This window comes from Lutibacter flavus (assembly GCF_900188355.1).
Lineage (GTDB): Bacteria > Bacteroidota > Bacteroidia > Flavobacteriales > Flavobacteriaceae > Lutibacter > Lutibacter flavus.
In genome coordinates, this window is sequence record NZ_FZNX01000001.1 from 52579 (window position 1) to 71434 (window position 18856).

Below are 18856 nucleotides of genomic sequence, written 5' to 3' on the forward strand. Positions count from 1 at the left end.
ATTTTTTATGTCCATATCAATGGTCTTTTCGAAAAATAAGTTCGTCTGTTATGTTTAACTTTACCTATGTATTTAACCTTCCCATTGCGTTTATGTAAAATATGTAGGTTACCTACTTTTTTTAATTTCCCATGTTTGTAGGCTAAATCCACAGATCCAATTTGTACAACCTTATTATTTCTTGTGTAAAAAATTTGAACGTTACCAACTTTGGAAATTCTACCTTTTCGGTCTCTTATAACTTTAACACCTCTTCGGTGCTTCCAATTGTGATTTCTTAAATTCCAATGGTTTTTAAAATATGCCTTGGTAAATTTAAATCTGCCATTTGGTAAAACAGAGAACTCTATACCCTTTTCAATAAAAACTATTGGTTGTGCTTTTAATGAGCGATTATAAAATGGTTTATCACCTGATTTTTCGATTATTTTGGCTTCAATAGTAGAAACCATCATTATCATTGCTAAAATAAATAGTAATCCTTTTTTCATAATATATGGTTTTAAAAGGTTATGCCTACTCTATAAGTTTTTCGACTTCCACTTGTTATTGAATTTTCAACAAGCGTGCCAAAAAAATAGTTGGATATTTATATTGGTATAATGTGGGTTGTAAATAACTGGATGTTAGATTTTAGGGGTATTTAAAAATTGATGATTTTTATTTTTTTGAACAACCTAACATTGTAATTAAAGTTACAAGTTAAACTCATATTTTATTAATATATTCGTTTTTTATCTTTTAAATTTATTTTATAGTAATGCAATATTTATATCACGTTTTATATGGAGTTTTAATGGCGTATTTTGGATTAATTTCTCCGGGAATGTTAAATATGACGGCTCTTAAAATTAGAATTAATAATGGAAAATCTGATAGTTTGAGATTTTCTATTGGAGCTTCATTAATTGTGTTTTTACAAGCGGGAATTGCATTGTTTTTTGCGGACTATTTAGTTAACAATCCTAAAATAGTTGAAACCTTAAAAGTGGTTGCAATTTTTGTGTTTTTTTTACTTTCTGTTTTTTTCTTTTTCCTTTCACGAAAGGAGTTAAACCCAAAAGCGACAAAGCAACAAGGAAAATTTTTCCTAAAAGGATTAGGAATGTCATCAATAAACATGTTAGCAATACCGTTTTATTTAGGAATAAGTATTTATTTAACCTCAATTGATAAGTTAATTATAGAACAACCTTATATTTTGTTATTTATTTTTGGTGCTGGATTAGGATCCTTTTTAATATTTTACACCTATATTCTATTTGCCAAAATAATTATTAAAAGAGTTTTGTTTATTGCTAAAAACATCAATGTTATTTTAAGTTTGCTGTTTTTATTCTTAGGAATTTTTACTTTGATAAAAGTATTACCTTAATTTTATTTTTATATTTACATCACTAATTCACCTATCAAAAATATGATTAACGCTATTGAGAAAAATTTAAACAGAGGTATTAAGCTTTTACAATGCATTTCAAATGAAGATTATTGTAATACTTCAATAGCTCCATATTATTCAAGTATTGGTACTCATATGCGTCATATTTTAGATGTTTTTGATTGTATTTTTGAAGGGCTAGATAAAAGTGATATTAATTTAGTTAATAGGAAGCGAAATGAACTTTCTGAAAATTATAAAGAACACGGGATTAATTATTTTAATGCAACACTTGATAAATTAAAATCATTAAAAACAGAAGATTTTAATAAAATTGTAAAAGTAACAGATGATTTAGGATTGGGTCTTATTACTGCGAATTATACATTAGGTGGAATTTTAATTCAGGCTCATAGTCATGCAATTCATCATTTTGCAAGTGTTGGTTATGTTATTTCTCAATTAGGAATTGAGCTTCCTGATGAAGATTTTGGATTTAACCCTACAACTCCAAAAATAAAACCTGTTAATTAGTTAAACTAATAACTTCTTTTAAGTATCTTTTATATTTAAAATAAATGTTTATTAAATACCTTAAATTGGTAAATTCAATTTGGTTTATTTTATTGTTTTTAACACCTATTTTATAAATAATTCCCCAATGTTTTTTAATGGATTTTAATGCTCCAAAATAACTTCCTTTGGAAGCGTCATAAATATGGGTAGGTTCAGCAATCACACCATTTATTTCTAATATTTTTAAGTTTTTGCCCTCTAATAATTCTTCAAATAGGTTGTATTTAATATCAATTCTACCAAAATACCAACCTTTAATATTTAAATTAATCTTATTTAAAGTATTTTCTAAATCTTTATTAATTAGATGGTTGCCATTAATAAATTCAGTCCCTTTGGAATGGTTTCCAATTACATTTAATATAACCTCTTCATTTTTTGGAGGAATTGAATTAAGATTGTCTTTGTTTAATTCTAAAATTAATTTGTAATATTTTTTAGCTCTTTCATTTTTATTAATAAGGGTTAATACTGTTGATTTACCATCACCAATAACACTGAGATATTTTTTTAAAGTAATGGAAGTAATAACTCCATTTTTTTTACCTGGAATCCTATAATAAAAAATACCACATTCATTTTTAAAACCTATAAATTCCTGAATTATTAAGTCTATTGAATTGTATTTTTTTAAATAAATGGAGAGTTCTTCTTTAGAATTAATTTTTTTGACTAATAAACCTCTAAAACCAATATCAGGTTTTATAATTAAAGGGAATATTATTTTTTCATTTTCTAAATTCTCAAAAATTTTAATAATGGATTTATTTTTTGGGATAAAAATTGTTTTTGGTTTATATTCTGAAGGAATTAATAATGTGGTTTTGTATTTAGATTCTAAACCATTTCCAGAGCCGTCAATACTTGGATTTACTGCTGAAAAAAAACCAAAACTTCTCGATTTAATGGCTAAATAAAATGCGTAAGGTAGGAGGGGAACATAAAACATAAATGAAGGCCAATATTCCCAATTTGTAATTGTCTCAAATTTGGAAAACTTCATTTATTTAGAATTAAAAAAAGCATTTAATATTATTCTAATACCTAAAAACCCTAAAACTATTGCAGTTATGGCTATAATTATTCCAGTAATTAGCCACCAGTAATTATTTTGAAGTTTAATAGCTTTAAAGCCAATTGAAATTAATACAGGGCCAAGAATTAACAATGGTAATGCAATTAGTTCGTATTGCAAACCCCTTACAAGTTCCTTTCTATCTGTTGCCATTTATATAATAATTTATTGCTTTTCTAACATTTTGGTGCTCTACAAGTAATTTATGGGCTTCTTCTTCCAAAATATTTAGCTCATCCATAATCATTTTTGTGCCTCTGTCAACAAGCTTATTATTTGATAGTTGCATTTCAACCATTTTGTTCCCTTTAATTTTACCAAGCTGAATCATTACGCTTGTAGAAATCATATTTAGAACTAATTTTTGAGCTGTTCCAGCTTTCATTCTGGAACTTCCAGTTACAAATTCTGGTCCCACAATTACTTCAATAGGGTGTTTAGAAACTTTAGATAAAGGGCTATTTAAATTACAAGTAATACAACCTGTTAAAATAGAATTTTCATTACATTTTTGAAGACCACTTATAACATAAGGTGTTGTTCCGGAAGCCGCAATTCCAATAACAGTGTCGTTGTCATTAATTTTATATGGTTGTAAATCTTCCCAACATTGCGTAGTAGAATCTTCAGCAAATTCAACAGCTTTTCTAATGGCAATATCTCCACCAGCAATTATTCCAATCACCATATCATGAGGAACTCCAAAAGTTGGGGGGCATTCTGAGGCATCTAAAATCCCTAATCTTCCACTTGTTCCAGCTCCAACATAAAATAATCTTCCACCTTTTTTCATTCTTTCAACAATTGCAATTACAAGTTTTTCAATTGAAGGAATAACTTTGTTAACGGCAATAGGAATTGTTTTATCTTCTGAATTGATATTATTCAAAAGTTCATTAACACTCATTTTCTCTAAATGATTGTGATTTGATGCTTGCTCAGTGGTTTTTATAAAACTCATGTTTCAAAAATAAAAAAAAGCTTCAACTTATTAGTTGAAGCTTTAAATTTAGTTTAATTTATATCTTAAAATAATATTTTCAATAAAATGTTTTCTTTATTTTGAAATTGATGCTATTATTTTATTAAATGTTTCACTTGGTCTCATAGCCTTAATAGTAAGAGCTTCATTTGGTTCATAATACCCTCCAATATTAACTGGAGCTCCTTGTGCATTTAAAAGCTCTTGATTAATAGATGATTCATTAGCCTCTAACTCTTTTGCAACTTTAGTAAAAAGATTTTTTAAATCCATATCTTTGTTTTGAGCTGCTAACTCCTCAGCCCAATATTTTGCCAAATAAAAGTGGCTTCCTCTTGTGTCAATTTCTCCAACTTTACGTGAAGGCGATTTTTTATTTTCTAAGAATTTATCTGTAGCATCATCTAATGTTTCACCTAAAATTAAGGCTTTTGAATTACTATTAACTTCACCTAAATGTTCTAAAGAAACCGCTAATGCTAAAAATTCACCTAAAGAATCCCATCTCAAATGTCCTTCTTCATTAAATTGTTGTACATGTTTTGGAGCAGATCCTCCAGCACCTGTTTCAAACAAACCACCGCCATTCATTAAAGGAACAATTGATAACATTTTAGCACTTGTACCAACTTCTAAAATTGGGAATAAATCGGTTAAAAAATCACGCAAAACATTCCCAGTAACAGAAATAGTATCTAATCCATCTTTTAACCTTTTTAAAGTGAATAAAGTAGCCTCAAATGGAGCCATAATTTGTATGTCTAATCCCGAAGTATCATGATTTGGTAAATATTTGTTTACCTTCTCAATTATTTGCGCATCATGAGCTCTGTTCCTATCTAACCAGAAAACTGCAGGGGTATCTGTAGCTCTTGCTCTTTTTACGGCTAATTTAATCCAATCTTGAATTGGAGCATCTTTTACCTGACACATTCTCCAAATATCGCCATTTTCAACAGGATGTTCCATTAAAATAGTTCCAGCAGTATCAATTACTCTAACAATTCCATCACCTTTAATTTCAAAAGTTTTATCGTGAGAACCATATTCTTCAGCCTTTTGCGCCATTAAACCTACATTTGGAACTGTTCCCATAGTAGTAGGGTCAAAAGCTCCGTTTTCTTTACAAAAATCTATTGTAGCTTGGTAAATACTTGCATAACTACTATCAGGAATTACAGCTTTGGTATCTTGTAATTCACCTTCAGTATTCCACATTTGCCCAGAAGAACGGATCATTGCAGGCATTGAAGCATCAATAATTACGTCACTTGGTACGTGTAAATTCGTAATTCCTTTATCAGAATTTACCATTGCAACTCCAGGTCCTTTTTCAAAGCAAGAATTGATATCTGCTTCAATAGCTGTTCTTTGATCTTCAGGTAAATTTTGAATTTTATTAAGTAAATCTCCAAAACCATTTTTTACATTAACACCAATTTTATTTAAAATTGCACCGTGTTTTTCAAAAACATTTTTGAAGAAAGTTTCAACGGCATATCCAAATATTATTGGATCAGAAACTTTCATCATTGTGGCTTTCATATGCAATGAAAATAATACATTTTGAGCTTTTGCATCTTTAATTTGAGCTTCTAAAAAGCTAATAAGTGCTTTTTTACTCATTACGGTAGCGTCAATTATTTCACCTTCTAATAATGCCAAATTTTCTTTTAAAATTCTAATTGACCCATTTTTATCAACAAATTCAATATTTATAGTCCCAGCTTTTGAAACCGTTACAGATTTTTCATTGGTTCTAAAATCCCCGTGATCCATAGTGGATACATGTGTTTTAGAATCTTTAGACCAAGCACCCATTGAATGTGGATTTTTCTTAGCGTAATTTTTTACTGCTTTAGGAGCTCTTCTGTCTGAATTCCCTTCGCGAAGTACTGGATTTACAGCAGAACCTTTAATTTTATTATATGTTTCTTGGACTTTTTTCTCTTCTGGTGTTTCTGGGTTTTCAGGATAATTTGGAATTGCGTATCCTAAAGACTGTAATTCTTTAATTGCAGCTTTTAATTGTGGTACAGATGCGGAAATATTTGGCAATTTAATAATGTTTGCTTCTGGTTTTTTTGCTAATTCACCTAATTCAGATAAAGCATCAAGTACTTTTTGTTCTGGAGTTAAATACTCAGGAAATACAGCTAAAATTCTACTAGCTAATGAAATGTCTCTAGTTTCAATTTCAACGTTAGAAGGTTTAATAAAAGCTTCAACAATTGGCAAGAATGAATAGGTTGCTAAAGCTGGGGCTTCATCAGTTTTAGTGTAAATAATTTTTGATGTATTACTCATAATATTTTTATGTTTTTAAAACTATAAATACTTCAAATAAAAATAATTATAGCGAATAAAATTAATTTTAATTTTTGCTATGCAAATGTAATAAATTATAGAGATAAATTGGCTTCGAAAACGTTATAAATAAGGGGGTGATTTTGAAAATCAAATAAATTATGAGTGCTTTATTTAAGAGAATTGTAATGAAATAAAAAAACAAAAGCCATAATATTGATTTCTCACTATTATGGCTTTTTGCTGAAACACTTTTTCTAATAGGTTGTAATGATAATTTTTAACCGTTTTTGCCATTTTTTTTCAAAAACCACATAATTAATAACATCATCTCAATAAGTTGTATTCTTACAAATCAACTTCTTATTAAACTAGTTGTTTCTTTTAAAATAATTCCTAAAACTTTGTTGTAGATTTCTTTTCAGTAATTTACTCGCTTTAAGGTGCTATTTTAAAAATGTTTTTAAAATTCAGTATCCATTTATTCATGCTAAATACTTGGGCACTTTACTTTTTTAAAGCTAAATTTTAAAAACGATGTTCAAGAACATTTTGAATTTCACTTAAAAATTCTAACTAAACTTTAAAAAGTTACATCTTAATGCAATAGTTAATCTTTTTTCGTTAATTCTTTTGTAAAAAAAAGAGCTTATTTTTAATTTTCCAAATTTATAATTAATTTAATATGAACAAGATATGAACTTGGTTTATAAACATTTGTTAATAAAAAAACCCGCTTCAGAAATGAAGCGGGTTTTTTAAATCTTATAGAAAGAAGGTTAACGTCTTTTTTCTGCAATTCTAGCTTTTTTACCAGTTAAACCTCTAAAGTAGAAAATACGTGCTCTACGTACTCTACCGTGTTTGTTAACTTCAATTTTTTGGATAGCAGGTAAATTTACAGGGAAGATACGCTCAACTCCAACTGTTCCAGACATTTTTCTAATAGTAAATGTTTCTGATGCTCCTGTTCCTCTTCTTTGAATCACTGTTCCTCTAAAAAACTGAGTACGAGTTTTTTCACCTTCTCTAATTTCGTAGAATACTGTAATTGTATCTCCTGCTTGGAATTGAGGAAATTCTTTTTTTGTTACAAACTCGTCTTGTATAAATTTTACTAAAGTTTCCATTTTAAACTTTTTAATAGGTTTTTCATAAATCAACATTCACGATTTTCGTCAGAGGTTAATTTTGAGAGTGCAAATTTAACAAAAAAGATCAATCTTCCAACAAATCCGGTCTAATTTTTTTTGTATGTTCAAAAGCTTTTTCATTTCGCCATTCTTCAATCTTGGGAAAATTACCTGATAAAAGTATTTCAGGAACCTTAAGTTCTTTATATTCAGCTGGTCTGGTGTAAACGGGAGGTGATAATAAATCATCTTGAAAAGAGTCGGTTAAAGCAGAAGTTTCATCTCCTAAAACACCAGGTATTAATCTAATAATTGCATCACACAAAACGGCAGCACCTAATTCACCGCCACTTAAAACATAATCCCCAATCGAAATTTCTTTGGTTATAAATAAATCCCGAACGCGTTGATCCACACCTTTATAATGTCCACAAAGTATAATTAAGTTTTCTTTTAACGATAATGTATTTGCAGTTTTCTGATTTAAAGTTGGAGCATCTGGCGTCATGTAAATTATTTCATCATAATCGCGTTCAGCTTTTAATTTTGAAATACATTTATCAATTGGTTCAATCATTAAAACCATTCCAGCTCCACCGCCAAATTGATAGTCGTCAATTTTTCCATAATCATTTAAAGCATAGGTTCTTAAATCGTGAAAATGGACTTCAACTAAATTTTTATCAATAGCACGTTTAATTATTGAATACTCAAACGGACTTTTAATTAATTCTGGTGAAACTGTAATAATATCAATTCTCATTTTGCAAAGATAATTAATTAAATAGTTGCTTTTATCATTCTATCAACTCCAAAAATATCTTTTTTCAAAATAATATTTTTGTAGCCTTTTGATTCTAATAGTTTGACAGTTTCTTTTGCTAAATATTGATTGATTTCAAAAAAAAGACTTCCGTTTTTTGAGAGGTGATTTAATGCTAAATCAGCAATTTTATCATAAAATAACAATGGATTTTTATCTTTTACAAACAACGCTAAATGAGGTTCATTTGCTAAAACATTTTCTTGCATTAGTTTTTTTTCTAACTCTCTTACATATGGGGGGTTACTTACTATTATGTCATAATTTGATGGCAATACTGAAGTTTTTAAAATGTCCTTTTCAATAAACTCAACTTTTACATTGTTTATTTTGGCATTATTTGCCGCCGTTTTTAATGCTTTTTTCGAAATATCAATAGCAGACATTTTACATTTTTGTAAGTTTTTAGCTAAAGAGATTGCTATGCAACCACTTCCTGTTCCAATGTCAAGAATTTTTATTTGGCTGCTAGGTGGAGTCGAAGCGATGATCCAATTAACCAATTCTTCGGTTTCTGGTCGAGGAATTAATACATTCTCGTTTACTTTAAAAGGTAAGCCGTAAAATTCTGTTTCACCTAATATATATTGAATTGGAACTTGGTTTTTTAAGTCAATTAGGGCATTTTGAAGAAAGGATAAATCTATTTCAGATATATTTAAATCTGGTTGCAGTGCAACTTCAATCCGACTTAAATTCAATTTATATTCAATTAGTAAATTAAAGAAAGACTGAATTTCCGTTTCTGGATATAATTTAGAAAGTTCTAAATAAAACTGTTTTTTAAATTGTTGAAGTAGCATTATAAATCTTTAAGCATCCATAAATTGCAAGAATAATGTCCGGTGTCGCCCATTGGAGCATCTAAATCTTTAAAACCTACTTTTCGGTATAGTTTTCTTGCTTCTTCCATATAGGGCAGGGTTTCTAGATAGCATTTTTCAAAACCATATTCTTTAGCTTTTTGCAGACAAGTTTGCATCATTTTACTGCCTAGTCCAATGCCTCTTGCTTCTGATAAAAAATACATTTTTTGCAATTCACAGGTATTTCCATCATAATTATCTAATTGTTTGATGCCTGCACCTCCAAAAATATTTCCTCCTTTTTCAATTACAAAGTAAATGGCTTTTTCAGCTTCATAAGCATCAGATAATGTATCTAAAATAGTGTCGGCATATGCAGTTCCTACTTTTGGAACTCCATATTCTATTAAAACATCCCGAATTGCTTTAGCTATTTTTTCATTGTCTTGGGGTTGAATTTCTCTTATTGTAAAGTCTTTGTGAGTCATTTTAAAATACTATTTTTACGCTGTGAAATTACATGAAAAATATATAAAACGATGCATTCAATTAGCTAAAAATGGATTGGGTACAACCTACCCAAATCCTATGGTTGGTTGTGTTATTGTTTTAAATGATGTAATTATAGGTGAGGGTTGGCATAAAAGGGCAGGGGAGCCACATGCTGAGGTTAAAGCTATTGAATCCGTTAAAGATAAATCCTTATTAAAAGAAGCGACTATTTATGTAAGTTTAGAGCCTTGTTCACATTTTGGGAAAACGCCACCTTGTGCTAATTTAATTGTAGAAAAAGGGATTAAAAATGTAGTTATTGGGATTTTTGATTCTAATAGTAATGTAAGTGGAAAAGGAGTAAAACATCTAAAAGACAATGGTTGCGAGGTTGTTGTTGGAGTTTTAGAGTCAGCATGTTTTGACTTAAATAAGCGATTTTTTACATTTCATAATAAAAAACGTCCATTTATTATTTTAAAATGGGCCGAAACGAAAGATGGTTTTATAGATAAAAAGAGAAATGCAGGAGATGACAATTCTCCAAACTGGATATCTAATCAGTATTCGCAGCAATTTGTTCATAAAATGAGAGCTGAAGAACAGGCTATTTTAGTTGGGACAAACACAGCTTTAAATGACAATCCAAGTTTAAATGTTAGAAGTTGGGTTGGTGAAAACCCAATTAGAGTTGTTTTAGATAGAACTTCAAAAATTCCAGTAGATTATAATTTATTTAATGGTGAGATAAAAACGATTGTTTTTTCTGAAACGAAACATATTATAGATTCTTATGGGAAAGTTATTTTTGAAAGAATTGATTTTAGTGAAAATGTGCCAAGTCAAATTTGTGAAGTGTTATATAAATATGAAATTCAGTCTGTAATTATTGAAGGTGGCTCACAAACCTTGCAAGGTTTTATTGATGCTAATTTATGGGATGAAACTTTTGTTTTTGTTGGAGCTACAAATTTTAAGGAAGGATTATTTGCGCCAGAACTTAAAAAAGTACCATTTGAAGTTCGGAAAATTTCAAATGATACTTTAAAGATTTATAAAAATTACTAGTTATTCTGATTTTTCAAACATTTCAACTTTAGATTCTCCATTTGATTTTTTAAAACCTCTAAACATACCGGTAGAGTTAAAATCCCAATAAACGTCTCCATATTTATCAAGTAAAATCATTCCGCCTTCACCACCTAATGGGCCAATTTGATTAAACAAAACCTCATTTAAAGCTTCGGAAGGAGTATATTTTTTGTATTTTATTAAACTTGAAACCTCATGAGAGGCAACTGTTCTAATAAAATATTCGCCAGTTCCTGTGGCCGAAATTCCACAAGTTAAATTATTTGCATAAGTTCCTGCTCCAATAATAGGAACATCTCCAACTCTTCCATATTTTTTGTTAGTCATACCGCCAGTTGAAGTTCCTGCAGCAATATTTCCAGTTTTATCAATAGCAACCGCTCCAACAGTTCCAAATTTATGGTCGTCAATTAGTTCATTTTTAATTAAATATGCAGTATGGTCTAGTTCGGTTTTCTCTTTTCCTTGAATTTTTTTAAGTTGATTCATTCTTTTTTCAGTAAAAAAGTAAGAGCTATCCACCATTTCTATTCCGTATTTTTCGGCCATTATTTCAGCTCCTTTTCCAGAAAGCATCACGTGACTAGAGCTATCCATAACAATACGTGCAGCTAATATTGGGTTTTTAATATGATTTACACCTGCAATAGTACCAGCGTTTAGCGTTTTTCCATCCATAATTGCAGCATCCATTTCTTGGTTGCCTTCACTGTTATATACAGCGCCTTTTCCGGCATTAAATAATGGTGAATCCTCCATAACATTAATTGCAGCTTGAACTGCGTCTAAAGAAATGCCTCCTTTTTCGAGTACAGCATATCCGGCATCCAATGCTTCTTGTAATTTTTCAGCATAAGCTTTTTGTTGTTCTTCGGTAAAATATTCTCTTTTAATTCCTCCAGCGCCACCGTGAATTACAATTGCAAATGAGTTTGGTTCTCGTTCGGTTGAAATAGTTTTTTTGTCATTATTTTCATTACAAGAAATAATAAAAAATAACGATAACAATATTAATGGAAGTTTTTTCATGAGTTTTGATTTGATATTCAAATATATTCAATTTTAAACATTAATCTATTGGAATGGTTTGATATATTTGTGGATTCAAACTTTTTTATGACATCAGAGAAAGATACTTATAAAACCATTGAAATTACTAAAGGGGATGTTTTATTTAAGGATAAAGGAAGTAAATTTATTGGCTATGTTTTTCCAATAACTTTTGAAGAAGATGTTAAAGAGTGTATAGATGGTTTAAAAAAAAAGCATCACGCAGCAAGGCATTGGTGTTATGCTTGGCGTTTAGGTATTGAGGAGATTCGCTATAGAGCCAATGATGATGGTGAGCCTAATAATTCTGCAGGACAACCAATCTACGGCCAAATTCTGTCCAAAGAACTGTCTAATATATTAGTTGTAGTTGTTCGGTATTTTGGAGGGACCAAATTAGGTGTAGGTGGTTTAATAAATGCTTATAAAACTGCAGCGAAATTAATTTTAGACGAAGCAATAATTGTTGAAAAAACAATAGATATACATTTTCAAGTAATTTTTGAATATCAACACATGAATAAAGTGATGCGGGTTATTAAAGAAAATAATTTAGATATCTTACAGCAAAAAATGGAATTAAATTGTGATTTTATAATTTCAGTAAGAAAAATGAATTCTCAAAAAGTTAAAAAGAAATTTGAGGATTTAAGATGTCTAAAAATTAAGGAAATTACTTAGAAGCTTTCTCCAATTTTTTTAAAATGTATTCAGGTGCTCTGGTAGGTCTATTCGTTTTCATATTTACAAAGACTAAAGTGGCGACTGCAGTTGTTAATAATTCGTTTTTTTCATTGAATAATTCAAATTCAAATTCTATTTGAGCAGTAGGGTTTTTTGTTAGGATGGTTTTTAAAGTAAGAATGTCGTCATATTTTGCAGGTTTAATGTAATTTGTATTTAGACTTATTACAGGTAACATGATACCTTCTTCCTCCATTTTTTTATAGGAAACGCCAAGTTTCCTTAACCATTCTGTACGGCCCATCTCAAAGTATGCAGCATAATTACCATGATATACATAGCTCATTTGATCTGTTTCGCCATAGCGAACTCTAAATTGTATTTTATCTGAAATCATTTTGTATATTTAGCATTGTTATTTACGCAAAAAAAAATTAATAATCAATAGATATTTTATTTTTTTATGAGAAAAAATATTCACATTTTTGTATAGCCAAAAAAGAGTAGAAGTTTTTCTATTTTTAATCGACTAATTATAACTTTTAATACTATTTAAACACAAATGACTAAAACTGCTTCATCAGTTTGGAAAGAATGTCTGTATTTTATACAAGATAATATTAAACAACAAGCTTACAAAACTTGGTTTGAGCCAATCAAACCTATAAAATTATCGGGTGAAGCGTTAACTATTCAAGTGCCAAGCAAATTTTTTTATGAATGGTTAGAAGAGCATTATATTAAATTATTAAGAGTTGCTTTGGTAAAGCAATTGGGTGAAGATGCTAAATTGATTTATGATGTAAGAATGGAAAATAATTACAGTAGTAATAATCCACATACTGTAAAATTCCCAAGCTCAAATAGAAACCCTATAAATCCACAAGGCGTAACTATGCCTTTAGATTTTAATAAACGAGAGTTGAAAAATCCGTTTGTTATCCCTGGTATTCAGAAAGTTAAAATCGAATCGCAATTAAACCCAAATTATAATTTTAAAAGTTTTATTGAAGGAGATTCAAACAGATTAGCACGTTCTGCGGGAATGGCAGTTGCTAATAAGCCTGGAGGAACTTCATTTAATCCATTATTAATTTATGGTGGAGTTGGTCTTGGTAAAACACATATAGCGCACGCTATTGGAGTTGAGATTAAGGATAAATATCCTGATAAAACAGTATTATATATTTCTTCGGAAAAATTCACACAACAATATATAGATTCTGTAAAAGGAAATACTAGAAATGATTTTATTCACTTTTATCAAATGATCGATGTGTTAATAATTGATGATGTTCAATTCTTGTCCGGTAAAACAGGGACACAGGATGTTTTCTTTCACATTTTCAACCATTTACATCAAAATGGAAAACAAGTGATTTTAACGTCAGATAAGGCGCCTGTAGATATGCAGGATATCGAGCAGCGTTTACTTTCTAGATTTAAATGGGGATTGTCTGCTGAGCTTCAAGCTCCGGATTATGAAACCAGAGTTTCTATATTAGAGAATAAGTTATATAGAGACGGTGTTGATATGCCTGCAGAAATTGTTGAGTATATTGCCAAACATATTAAATCAAACGTTCGTGAACTTGAAGGTGTGTTAATTTCAATGATTGCTCAGGCTTCTTTTAATAGAAAAGAGTTTACGCTTTCGTTAACAAAACAAATTGTAGATAAATTTGTTAAAAACACCAAAAGAGAAGTTTCTATAGACTACATTCAAAAAATTGTTTCAAATTATTTTGAATTGGATGTAGCTACCTTACAATCTAAAACACGAAAGCGCCATATTGTTCAAGCGCGTCAATTAGCAATGTATTTTGCTAAAAGAATGACAAAAGCTTCATTGGCAAGTATTGGTTCACAAATTGGTAAAAGAGACCATGCAACTGTATTACACGCTTGTAAAACTGTTGATAACTTAACAGAAACCGACAAGCAGTTTAGAAGATATGTTGATGATTTAACAAAAAAACTTACTTTTTAAATAACAATGACTAAAATACTAATGGTTTGTCTCGGCAATATCTGTCGTTCACCATTAGCAGAAGGTATATTGAAGTCTAAAGTATTTAGCTTTAAAACTTTTGTAGATTCTGCTGGAACTGGTGCATATCACGTTGGTGAAAAACCGGATAAGAGATCTATTGCAGTAGCAAAAGCAAACGGGATTGATATTTCTAGCCAAAAAGCAAGAAAATTTACAGTTGAAGATTATGATTTATTTGACATTATTTATGTGATGGATAATTCAAATTATTCAAATGTGATTTCTTTAGCTAGAAATGAAGCGGATAAATTAAAAGTTAAATTAATTTTAAATGAGGTTTTTCCAGATGAAAATTTGGATGTTCCAGATCCATATCATGGCGGTGATTTTGGCTTTAGAAATGTTTATAAAATGTTGGATGAGGCGTGTGATGTAATCGCAAAAAATATAAACCCAAATGGATAATCAAAAAGGTAAATTGTATTTAATTCCAACAACTTTAGGAGATAATGAACCTTTAGAGGTGCTTCCGTTATCTGTTAAAAAAGTAATTGAAGAACTAGATCATTTTATTGTAGAAAATGAGAAAACAGCCAGAAAGTTTATTAAACGAATAACTCCAAGAAAATCTCAACCATCGTTAATTATTTTAAAGTTAGATAAATATGCGGATCAATTAGAGGTGAGAACTTATTTAGATGTTTGTGAAACAGGAGTTTCGGTTGGATTGCTTTCTGAAGCAGGTGTTCCTGCAATTGCTGATCCAGGTGCTGAAATTGTTAAATTGGCTCATGAGAAAGGAATAAGAGTTGTGCCGTTGGTTGGACCATCTTCTATCATTTTAGCGATGATGGCTTCAGGGTTTAATGGTCAGCATTTTACATTTAATGGATATTTGCCAATTGATACTTCTGAAAGAAAAGCAGCAATAAAAAGCTTAGAAAGATTGTCTAAAGAAAAAAACCAGTCTCAAATTTTTATTGAAACTCCTTATCGTAATGAAAAAATGTTCACGGATTTAAAAAGTACATTAACTCCCGGTGCAAAACTTTGTATTGCTTGTAATATAACTTTAGAAGATGAGTACATAAGGACTCTTGAAATTAAAGATTGGAAAAACGAACATCCTGATTTGCATAAAAAACCAACAATATTTATAATTCATAAAGAATAAAAAAAGGCTTAAACAAATTGTTTAAGCCTTTTTAATTTAACCAACCAATATTTATTAAACTTCAGGTTTTTTATTTGCTTCAACAAATGAAGTGTCATACCCTGAAAATGTTTTTATGTAATGTTGAAGAGATGAACCATATGCATCTTTAAAAGTATTTTTTCCGTAGCTTCTTAAATACTTTTTAACGTTACCAGCTCCAGCCAAATGAGCAGCAGCTAATATACCTGATTCTGTGATTTTTACACCATTTATTCTTCTTCCAACACTTCTTTTAATATCTTTTCTTAGAATCCACTTATTTAAAGAGCAAAGTGCTAAAAATGCATCTTCTTGTAATTCAGGTGAGTTTAAGAATAATTGCGTGTTGTAAATTTTTAATCTATTTAAAGTTGATTTTCCAAATTGGTATTTTCCTAAATAGCCAAGTGTATTAACAATGTAATATCTGCCTTGAGATTCTTTAAAAGCTACAGCTTCTCTAAAACCATTATAGGAATTACCAATAAACGGAATGTTACAATTTAACAAATCACTTTCTTCTTTCGTAGGAACAGAGCTAATAACTTTGGTAAAACCGGTTGTCGTATTACTGTTGCTTTTGTCTTCAGAGAATGCTGAAGAGAAAATAACTAATAGAAGTAAACTTAAAAAAATTATTATTTTTCTCATAATTTAAAGGCATGGGTTCCTGTTAAATTTCGGGATGCAAATATAGTACATATTTTAATATACACAACAAATGTACGGTTATTTATTTTATTTAAGAAATATTTAACAATTGTTAGTGTTTTGTGCTAAAATTTAAATTTAACACTTAAAAAAGTTTAATTTGTTAAAAAAAATATAAAGTTGATTAAATGAGAAGGGTGTGATTTATCGATTTATACCTTGTTTACTTAGCCATATTTGATACTGAACTGCATTTTTGTTGTGTTGCGATAACGATTTCGCAAATTCATGTTTGCCAATTGTTGTAATACTCGCACACATATAATAGTACTCATGTTTGGCTGGATTTAAAACCGCTTCTAAAGACGAAATATCTGGCATTGCAATTGGACCAGGCGGTAAACCAGTATTTTTATATGTATTGTATGGAGAGGCAATTTCTAGATCTTTGGTTAAAACCCTTTTAATAATAGTATCTTCACCTAATCTTCTTTTTAGAGCAAATATTATTGTTGGATCTGCTTGTAAAGGCCATTTATCTCTTAATCTGTTTAAATACAATCCAGCAACCATTGGTCGCTCACTAACTGAAGCAGTTTCCTTTTGTACAATTGAAGCAAGGGTAATCACTTCATTTTTAGTTAAGTTTAATTTTTTTGCTTTTTCTAATCTTGAATTATTCCAAAATTTCTTATATTCATTAAGCATTTTTTTTCTGAAACTGTTTGCTGAGGTATTCCAATAAAACTCGTAAGTATTAGGAATAAACATTCCTATTGCTGTGTTTTTATTAAAACCATTAGCATTCATAAAAGATTCATCCTTAAAACTGGCTAATAAAGAAATTGAATCAGCTTCTATTTGTTCCGAAATTCTACCAGCTAATTTTTCAAAGGTATCCTGGTTATTGAATGATACTTTAACAGCAGTTTGTTTTCCACTTCTTAATAAATTAACCAAATCATTGTTGCTCATTCCCTGATCAATATGATATTTCCCCGGTTTGATTGTATTTGGGTAGTTTTTTTTATTTGCAACCCAAATAAATGGTTTTACCCTTTTTAAAAATGGACGAACCAAATTTTCAACTTCATTAAAGTTACTATTTGTTGGAATATATAAATAGCCTTCTTGGGTTGTATTGGGCTTGTATATTTTATTGTAGTAATTAAAAATTAAAACTCCTCCAATTATAAGTAAAAGGCTAATAATTAAAAGAATAAGTCTTTTTAAATTCATTTTGTTATTTTATTAATTGATATAAAATTTCATCTTTAAAAGTGGATTTTGAGTAAATCCAGTCTTTTTTAACTCCGGCCGGTTTAAAATTAAATTTTTCAAAAAGAGAAATGCTTTTAAAATTATCGGATGTAATATTTGCAAAAATTTGATGCACATTTAAATAGGAAAATGCATAATCTATAATTAATTCTAATGCCTCAACTCCATAGCCTTTATTTTGGTGTTTTGGAATTAATAAAATTCCAATTCCTATTCTTAGGTGCTGTGGATTAAAATCGAACAAATCAATCATTCCAACAGGAATATTTTCTGTATTGCAAATTACAAATCTGTATTGTTTAGCTTCATAAATATCCTGATGTGAGTTTTCAATATATTTTTCTAAAATATATTTGGAATAAGGAGTTTGAGTACTACTTATTTCCCAAAAAACTTCATTGTTCTCAGCAGTAAATAAAAAATTAAGATCCTCAGGTTCTAATGCTCTTAATACTATATTTTCACCTAATAATGTAGCCATTAAATTGAGATTTTTCCTTCAAATACAAATTGAGCAGGGCCAGTTAAAAAAACATTTGTATAATTATCGCCTTTTTTATCAAAAGAAACTTCCAAATTACCACCCAATACTTCAATTTTAATATGATTAGCAGTTGTTTTATTTGTTTTGTTAGCTGCAATTGCAACCGCCGTAACTCCAGTTCCACATGCTAAAGTTTCATCTTCAACACCACGTTCGTAGGTTCTAACTTTAAAGGAATTTTTAGCAACCTGTTCTGCAAAATTAACATTTGTTCCGGCTTCAAAATAGGGTGATCCATATCTTATTTTGGCACCTAATTCTTTTACATTTATGTTAGAAATAGTATCGCAAAAACTGATATGATGTGGTGATCCAGTGTTTAAAAATGAATGTGAATCTGAACCTTCAATTTCGTTTACATCAATCATTTTTAGACTTACAATACCATTTTTAATTGTTGCATAATGTAAACCATCAACAGCATCAAAAGTAGTTTCGTTTTTAATAATACCTAGCTGATTGGCAAATGCAACCAAACATCTTCCTCCATTACCGCACATACTTCCTTCATTACCATCGGCATTATAATAGACCATTGTAAAATCTTCATTTTCTGAAGGTTCTAATAAAATAAGTCCATCAGCACCAATGCCAAATCTCCTGTCGCATAATTTATTGATAAGTTTTACATCAGTTTTAGGAAAGAAAAGGGTTCTATTATCTATCATAATAAAATCGTTTCCTGTCCCTTGATATTTGTAAAATTGTAGTTTCATTGTTGCAAATGTAGTAAATTCAAAGTAGTTTTTATTGTTAAAAATTGTTCAGAAATTTGAAATTGTTAAAATGAGTTA

Annotated in this window: 22 protein-coding genes; 7 read left to right on the plus strand and 15 right to left on the minus strand. The window is 29.5% G+C overall.

Annotated features, from left to right (window positions below; translation table 11 throughout):
- Positions 1-5 precede the first annotated feature (5 nt).
- Positions 6-491, minus strand: a complete 486-nt coding sequence (locus CHB63_RS00245; protein WP_089376435.1) for a hypothetical protein — start codon at positions 489-491, stop codon at positions 6-8.
- A gap of 269 nt (positions 492-760) precedes the next feature.
- On the opposite strand from CHB63_RS00245, the gene CHB63_RS00250 reads away from it, so the two are divergent.
- Together CHB63_RS00250 and CHB63_RS00255 are read left to right on the plus strand one after the other, a co-directional pair.
- Entirely contained in the window at positions 761-1375 is a 615-nt protein-coding gene (locus CHB63_RS00250; RefSeq protein ID WP_089376436.1) for a hypothetical protein, read from the plus strand.
- 42 nt (positions 1376-1417) lie between these two features.
- Positions 1418-1912, plus strand: coding sequence for a DinB family protein (locus CHB63_RS00255; protein ID WP_089376437.1), 495 nt, complete (start codon positions 1418-1420; stop codon positions 1910-1912).
- Here the strand turns inward: CHB63_RS00255 and CHB63_RS00260 are convergent.
- From CHB63_RS00260 to CHB63_RS00295, 8 genes are all read right to left on the minus strand, one after another.
- Positions 1905-2957 (minus strand): ATP-grasp domain-containing protein, encoded by a 1053-nt coding sequence (locus tag CHB63_RS00260; RefSeq protein ID WP_089376438.1) that lies wholly within the window; start codon positions 2955-2957, stop codon positions 1905-1907. The genes CHB63_RS00255 and CHB63_RS00260 overlap by 8 nt on opposite strands.
- Positions 2958-3182: a DUF6095 family protein gene (locus CHB63_RS00265; RefSeq protein ID WP_089376439.1), complete on the minus strand. Its 225-nt coding sequence runs from the start codon at positions 3180-3182 to the stop codon at positions 2958-2960.
- Positions 3169-3990, minus strand: coding sequence for an N-acetylmuramic acid 6-phosphate etherase (gene murQ, locus CHB63_RS00270; RefSeq protein WP_089376440.1), 822 nt, complete (start codon positions 3988-3990; stop codon positions 3169-3171). Before murQ ends, CHB63_RS00265 begins: the two co-directional genes overlap by 14 nt.
- Positions 3991-4086: 96 nt before the next feature.
- Complete coding sequence (locus tag CHB63_RS00275; protein ID WP_089376441.1) at positions 4087-6318, minus strand: NADP-dependent isocitrate dehydrogenase; 2232 nt, start codon at positions 6316-6318, stop codon at positions 4087-4089.
- Positions 6319-7097: 779 nt separating this feature from the next.
- A complete protein-coding gene (rplS, locus tag CHB63_RS00280) occupies positions 7098-7448 on the minus strand; it encodes a 50S ribosomal protein L19 (RefSeq protein ID WP_089377531.1) in 351 nt (116 codons plus the stop codon).
- Positions 7449-7536: 88 nt separating this feature from the next.
- A complete protein-coding gene (gene trmD / locus CHB63_RS00285) occupies positions 7537-8214 on the minus strand; it encodes a tRNA (guanosine(37)-N1)-methyltransferase TrmD (protein WP_089376442.1) in 678 nt (225 codons plus the stop codon).
- Positions 8215-8231: 17 nt separating this feature from the next.
- Entirely contained in the window at positions 8232-9077 is an 846-nt protein-coding gene (gene prmC, locus CHB63_RS00290; protein ID WP_089376443.1) for a peptide chain release factor N(5)-glutamine methyltransferase, read from the minus strand.
- Positions 9077-9568 carry a GNAT family N-acetyltransferase gene (locus tag CHB63_RS00295; protein ID WP_089376444.1) on the minus strand — a complete coding sequence of 164 codons (492 nt, stop codon included), beginning with the start codon at positions 9566-9568 and terminating at the stop codon, positions 9077-9079. The genes prmC and CHB63_RS00295 overlap by 1 nt, the downstream gene beginning before the upstream one ends.
- Positions 9569-9590: 22 nt before the next feature.
- Between CHB63_RS00295 and ribD the strand changes: the two genes are divergently transcribed.
- Complete coding sequence (gene ribD / locus CHB63_RS00300) at positions 9591-10640, plus strand: bifunctional diaminohydroxyphosphoribosylaminopyrimidine deaminase/5-amino-6-(5-phosphoribosylamino)uracil reductase RibD (RefSeq protein ID WP_089376445.1); 1050 nt, start codon at positions 9591-9593, stop codon at positions 10638-10640.
- Here the strand turns inward: ribD and CHB63_RS00305 are convergent, their stop codons facing one another.
- Complete coding sequence (locus tag CHB63_RS00305; RefSeq protein ID WP_089376446.1) at positions 10641-11693, minus strand: isoaspartyl peptidase/L-asparaginase family protein; 1053 nt, start codon at positions 11691-11693, stop codon at positions 10641-10643.
- Positions 11694-11780: 87 nt separating this feature from the next.
- On the opposite strand from CHB63_RS00305, the gene CHB63_RS00310 reads away from it, so the two are divergent.
- Positions 11781-12395 (plus strand): IMPACT family protein, encoded by a 615-nt coding sequence (locus CHB63_RS00310; RefSeq protein WP_089376447.1) that lies wholly within the window; start codon positions 11781-11783, stop codon positions 12393-12395.
- Here the strand turns inward: CHB63_RS00310 and CHB63_RS00315 are convergent.
- Positions 12388-12795, minus strand: a complete 408-nt coding sequence (locus CHB63_RS00315; RefSeq protein ID WP_089376448.1) for an acyl-CoA thioesterase — start codon at positions 12793-12795, stop codon at positions 12388-12390. The genes CHB63_RS00310 and CHB63_RS00315 overlap by 8 nt on opposite strands.
- 165 nt (positions 12796-12960) lie before the next feature.
- On the opposite strand from CHB63_RS00315, the gene dnaA reads away from it, so the two are divergent.
- From dnaA to CHB63_RS00330, 3 genes are read left to right on the plus strand one after another with little or no spacing between them, the layout of a single operon-like run.
- Positions 12961-14388 carry a chromosomal replication initiator protein DnaA gene (gene dnaA / locus CHB63_RS00320; RefSeq protein WP_089376449.1) on the plus strand — a complete coding sequence of 476 codons (1428 nt, stop codon included), beginning with the start codon at positions 12961-12963 and terminating at the stop codon, positions 14386-14388.
- A 6-nt stretch (positions 14389-14394) separates the two neighbouring features.
- Entirely contained in the window at positions 14395-14856 is a 462-nt protein-coding gene (locus CHB63_RS00325) for a low molecular weight protein-tyrosine-phosphatase (protein WP_089376450.1), read from the plus strand.
- Positions 14849-15565 (plus strand): SAM-dependent methyltransferase, encoded by a 717-nt coding sequence (locus CHB63_RS00330; protein ID WP_089376451.1) that lies wholly within the window; start codon positions 14849-14851, stop codon positions 15563-15565. Before CHB63_RS00325 ends, CHB63_RS00330 begins: the two co-directional genes overlap by 8 nt.
- A 54-nt stretch (positions 15566-15619) precedes the next feature.
- Here the strand turns inward: CHB63_RS00330 and CHB63_RS00335 are convergent, their stop codons facing one another.
- The 4 genes from CHB63_RS00335 to dapF form a co-directional block, all read right to left on the minus strand.
- Positions 15620-16237: a peptidoglycan-binding protein LysM gene (locus CHB63_RS00335; RefSeq protein WP_089376452.1), complete on the minus strand. Its 618-nt coding sequence runs from the start codon at positions 16235-16237 to the stop codon at positions 15620-15622.
- A 204-nt stretch (positions 16238-16441) separates the two neighbouring features.
- Complete coding sequence (mltG, locus tag CHB63_RS00340; protein WP_089376453.1) at positions 16442-17476, minus strand: endolytic transglycosylase MltG; 1035 nt, start codon at positions 17474-17476, stop codon at positions 16442-16444.
- A 4-nt stretch (positions 17477-17480) separates the two neighbouring features.
- Complete coding sequence (locus tag CHB63_RS00345) at positions 17481-17999, minus strand: GNAT family N-acetyltransferase (RefSeq protein ID WP_089376454.1); 519 nt, start codon at positions 17997-17999, stop codon at positions 17481-17483.
- Entirely contained in the window at positions 17999-18778 is a 780-nt protein-coding gene (gene dapF / locus CHB63_RS00350; protein WP_089376455.1) for a diaminopimelate epimerase, read from the minus strand. Before dapF ends, CHB63_RS00345 begins: the two co-directional genes overlap by 1 nt.
- Positions 18779-18856: the final 78 nt, after the last annotated feature.

What these genes read in the sequence shown, in the direction of transcription:
- CHB63_RS00245 (WP_089376435.1), bottom strand. Translation starts at nt 491, where the DNA reads ATGAAAAAAGGATTACTATTTATTTTAGCAATGATAATGATGGTTTCT.
- CHB63_RS00250 (WP_089376436.1), top strand. Translation starts at nt 761, where the DNA reads ATGCAATATTTATATCACGTTTTATATGGAGTTTTAATGGCGTATTTT.
- CHB63_RS00255 (WP_089376437.1), top strand. Translation starts at nt 1,418, where the DNA reads ATGATTAACGCTATTGAGAAAAATTTAAACAGAGGTATTAAGCTTTTA.
- CHB63_RS00260 (WP_089376438.1), bottom strand. Translation starts at nt 2,957, where the DNA reads ATGAAGTTTTCCAAATTTGAGACAATTACAAATTGGGAATATTGGCCT.
- CHB63_RS00265 (WP_089376439.1), bottom strand. Translation starts at nt 3,182, where the DNA reads ATGGCAACAGATAGAAAGGAACTTGTAAGGGGTTTGCAATACGAACTA.
- murQ (WP_089376440.1), bottom strand. Translation starts at nt 3,990, where the DNA reads ATGAGTTTTATAAAAACCACTGAGCAAGCATCAAATCACAATCATTTA.
- CHB63_RS00275 (WP_089376441.1), bottom strand. Translation starts at nt 6,318, where the DNA reads ATGAGTAATACATCAAAAATTATTTACACTAAAACTGATGAAGCCCCA.
- rplS (WP_089377531.1), bottom strand. Translation starts at nt 7,448, where the DNA reads ATGGAAACTTTAGTAAAATTTATACAAGACGAGTTTGTAACAAAAAAA.
- trmD (WP_089376442.1), bottom strand. Translation starts at nt 8,214, where the DNA reads ATGAGAATTGATATTATTACAGTTTCACCAGAATTAATTAAAAGTCCG.
- prmC (WP_089376443.1), bottom strand. Translation starts at nt 9,077, where the DNA reads ATGCTACTTCAACAATTTAAAAAACAGTTTTATTTAGAACTTTCTAAA.
- CHB63_RS00295 (WP_089376444.1), bottom strand. Translation starts at nt 9,568, where the DNA reads ATGACTCACAAAGACTTTACAATAAGAGAAATTCAACCCCAAGACAAT.
- CHB63_RS00305 (WP_089376446.1), bottom strand. Translation starts at nt 11,693, where the DNA reads ATGAAAAAACTTCCATTAATATTGTTATCGTTATTTTTTATTATTTCT.
- CHB63_RS00310 (WP_089376447.1), top strand. Translation starts at nt 11,781, where the DNA reads ATGACATCAGAGAAAGATACTTATAAAACCATTGAAATTACTAAAGGG.
- CHB63_RS00315 (WP_089376448.1), bottom strand. Translation starts at nt 12,795, where the DNA reads ATGATTTCAGATAAAATACAATTTAGAGTTCGCTATGGCGAAACAGAT.
- dnaA (WP_089376449.1), top strand. Translation starts at nt 12,961, where the DNA reads ATGACTAAAACTGCTTCATCAGTTTGGAAAGAATGTCTGTATTTTATA.
- CHB63_RS00325 (WP_089376450.1), top strand. Translation starts at nt 14,395, where the DNA reads ATGACTAAAATACTAATGGTTTGTCTCGGCAATATCTGTCGTTCACCA.
- CHB63_RS00330 (WP_089376451.1), top strand. Translation starts at nt 14,849, where the DNA reads ATGGATAATCAAAAAGGTAAATTGTATTTAATTCCAACAACTTTAGGA.
- CHB63_RS00335 (WP_089376452.1), bottom strand. Translation starts at nt 16,237, where the DNA reads ATGAGAAAAATAATAATTTTTTTAAGTTTACTTCTATTAGTTATTTTC.
- mltG (WP_089376453.1), bottom strand. Translation starts at nt 17,476, where the DNA reads ATGAATTTAAAAAGACTTATTCTTTTAATTATTAGCCTTTTACTTATA.
- CHB63_RS00345 (WP_089376454.1), bottom strand. Translation starts at nt 17,999, where the DNA reads ATGGCTACATTATTAGGTGAAAATATAGTATTAAGAGCATTAGAACCT.
- dapF (WP_089376455.1), bottom strand. Translation starts at nt 18,778, where the DNA reads ATGAAACTACAATTTTACAAATATCAAGGGACAGGAAACGATTTTATT.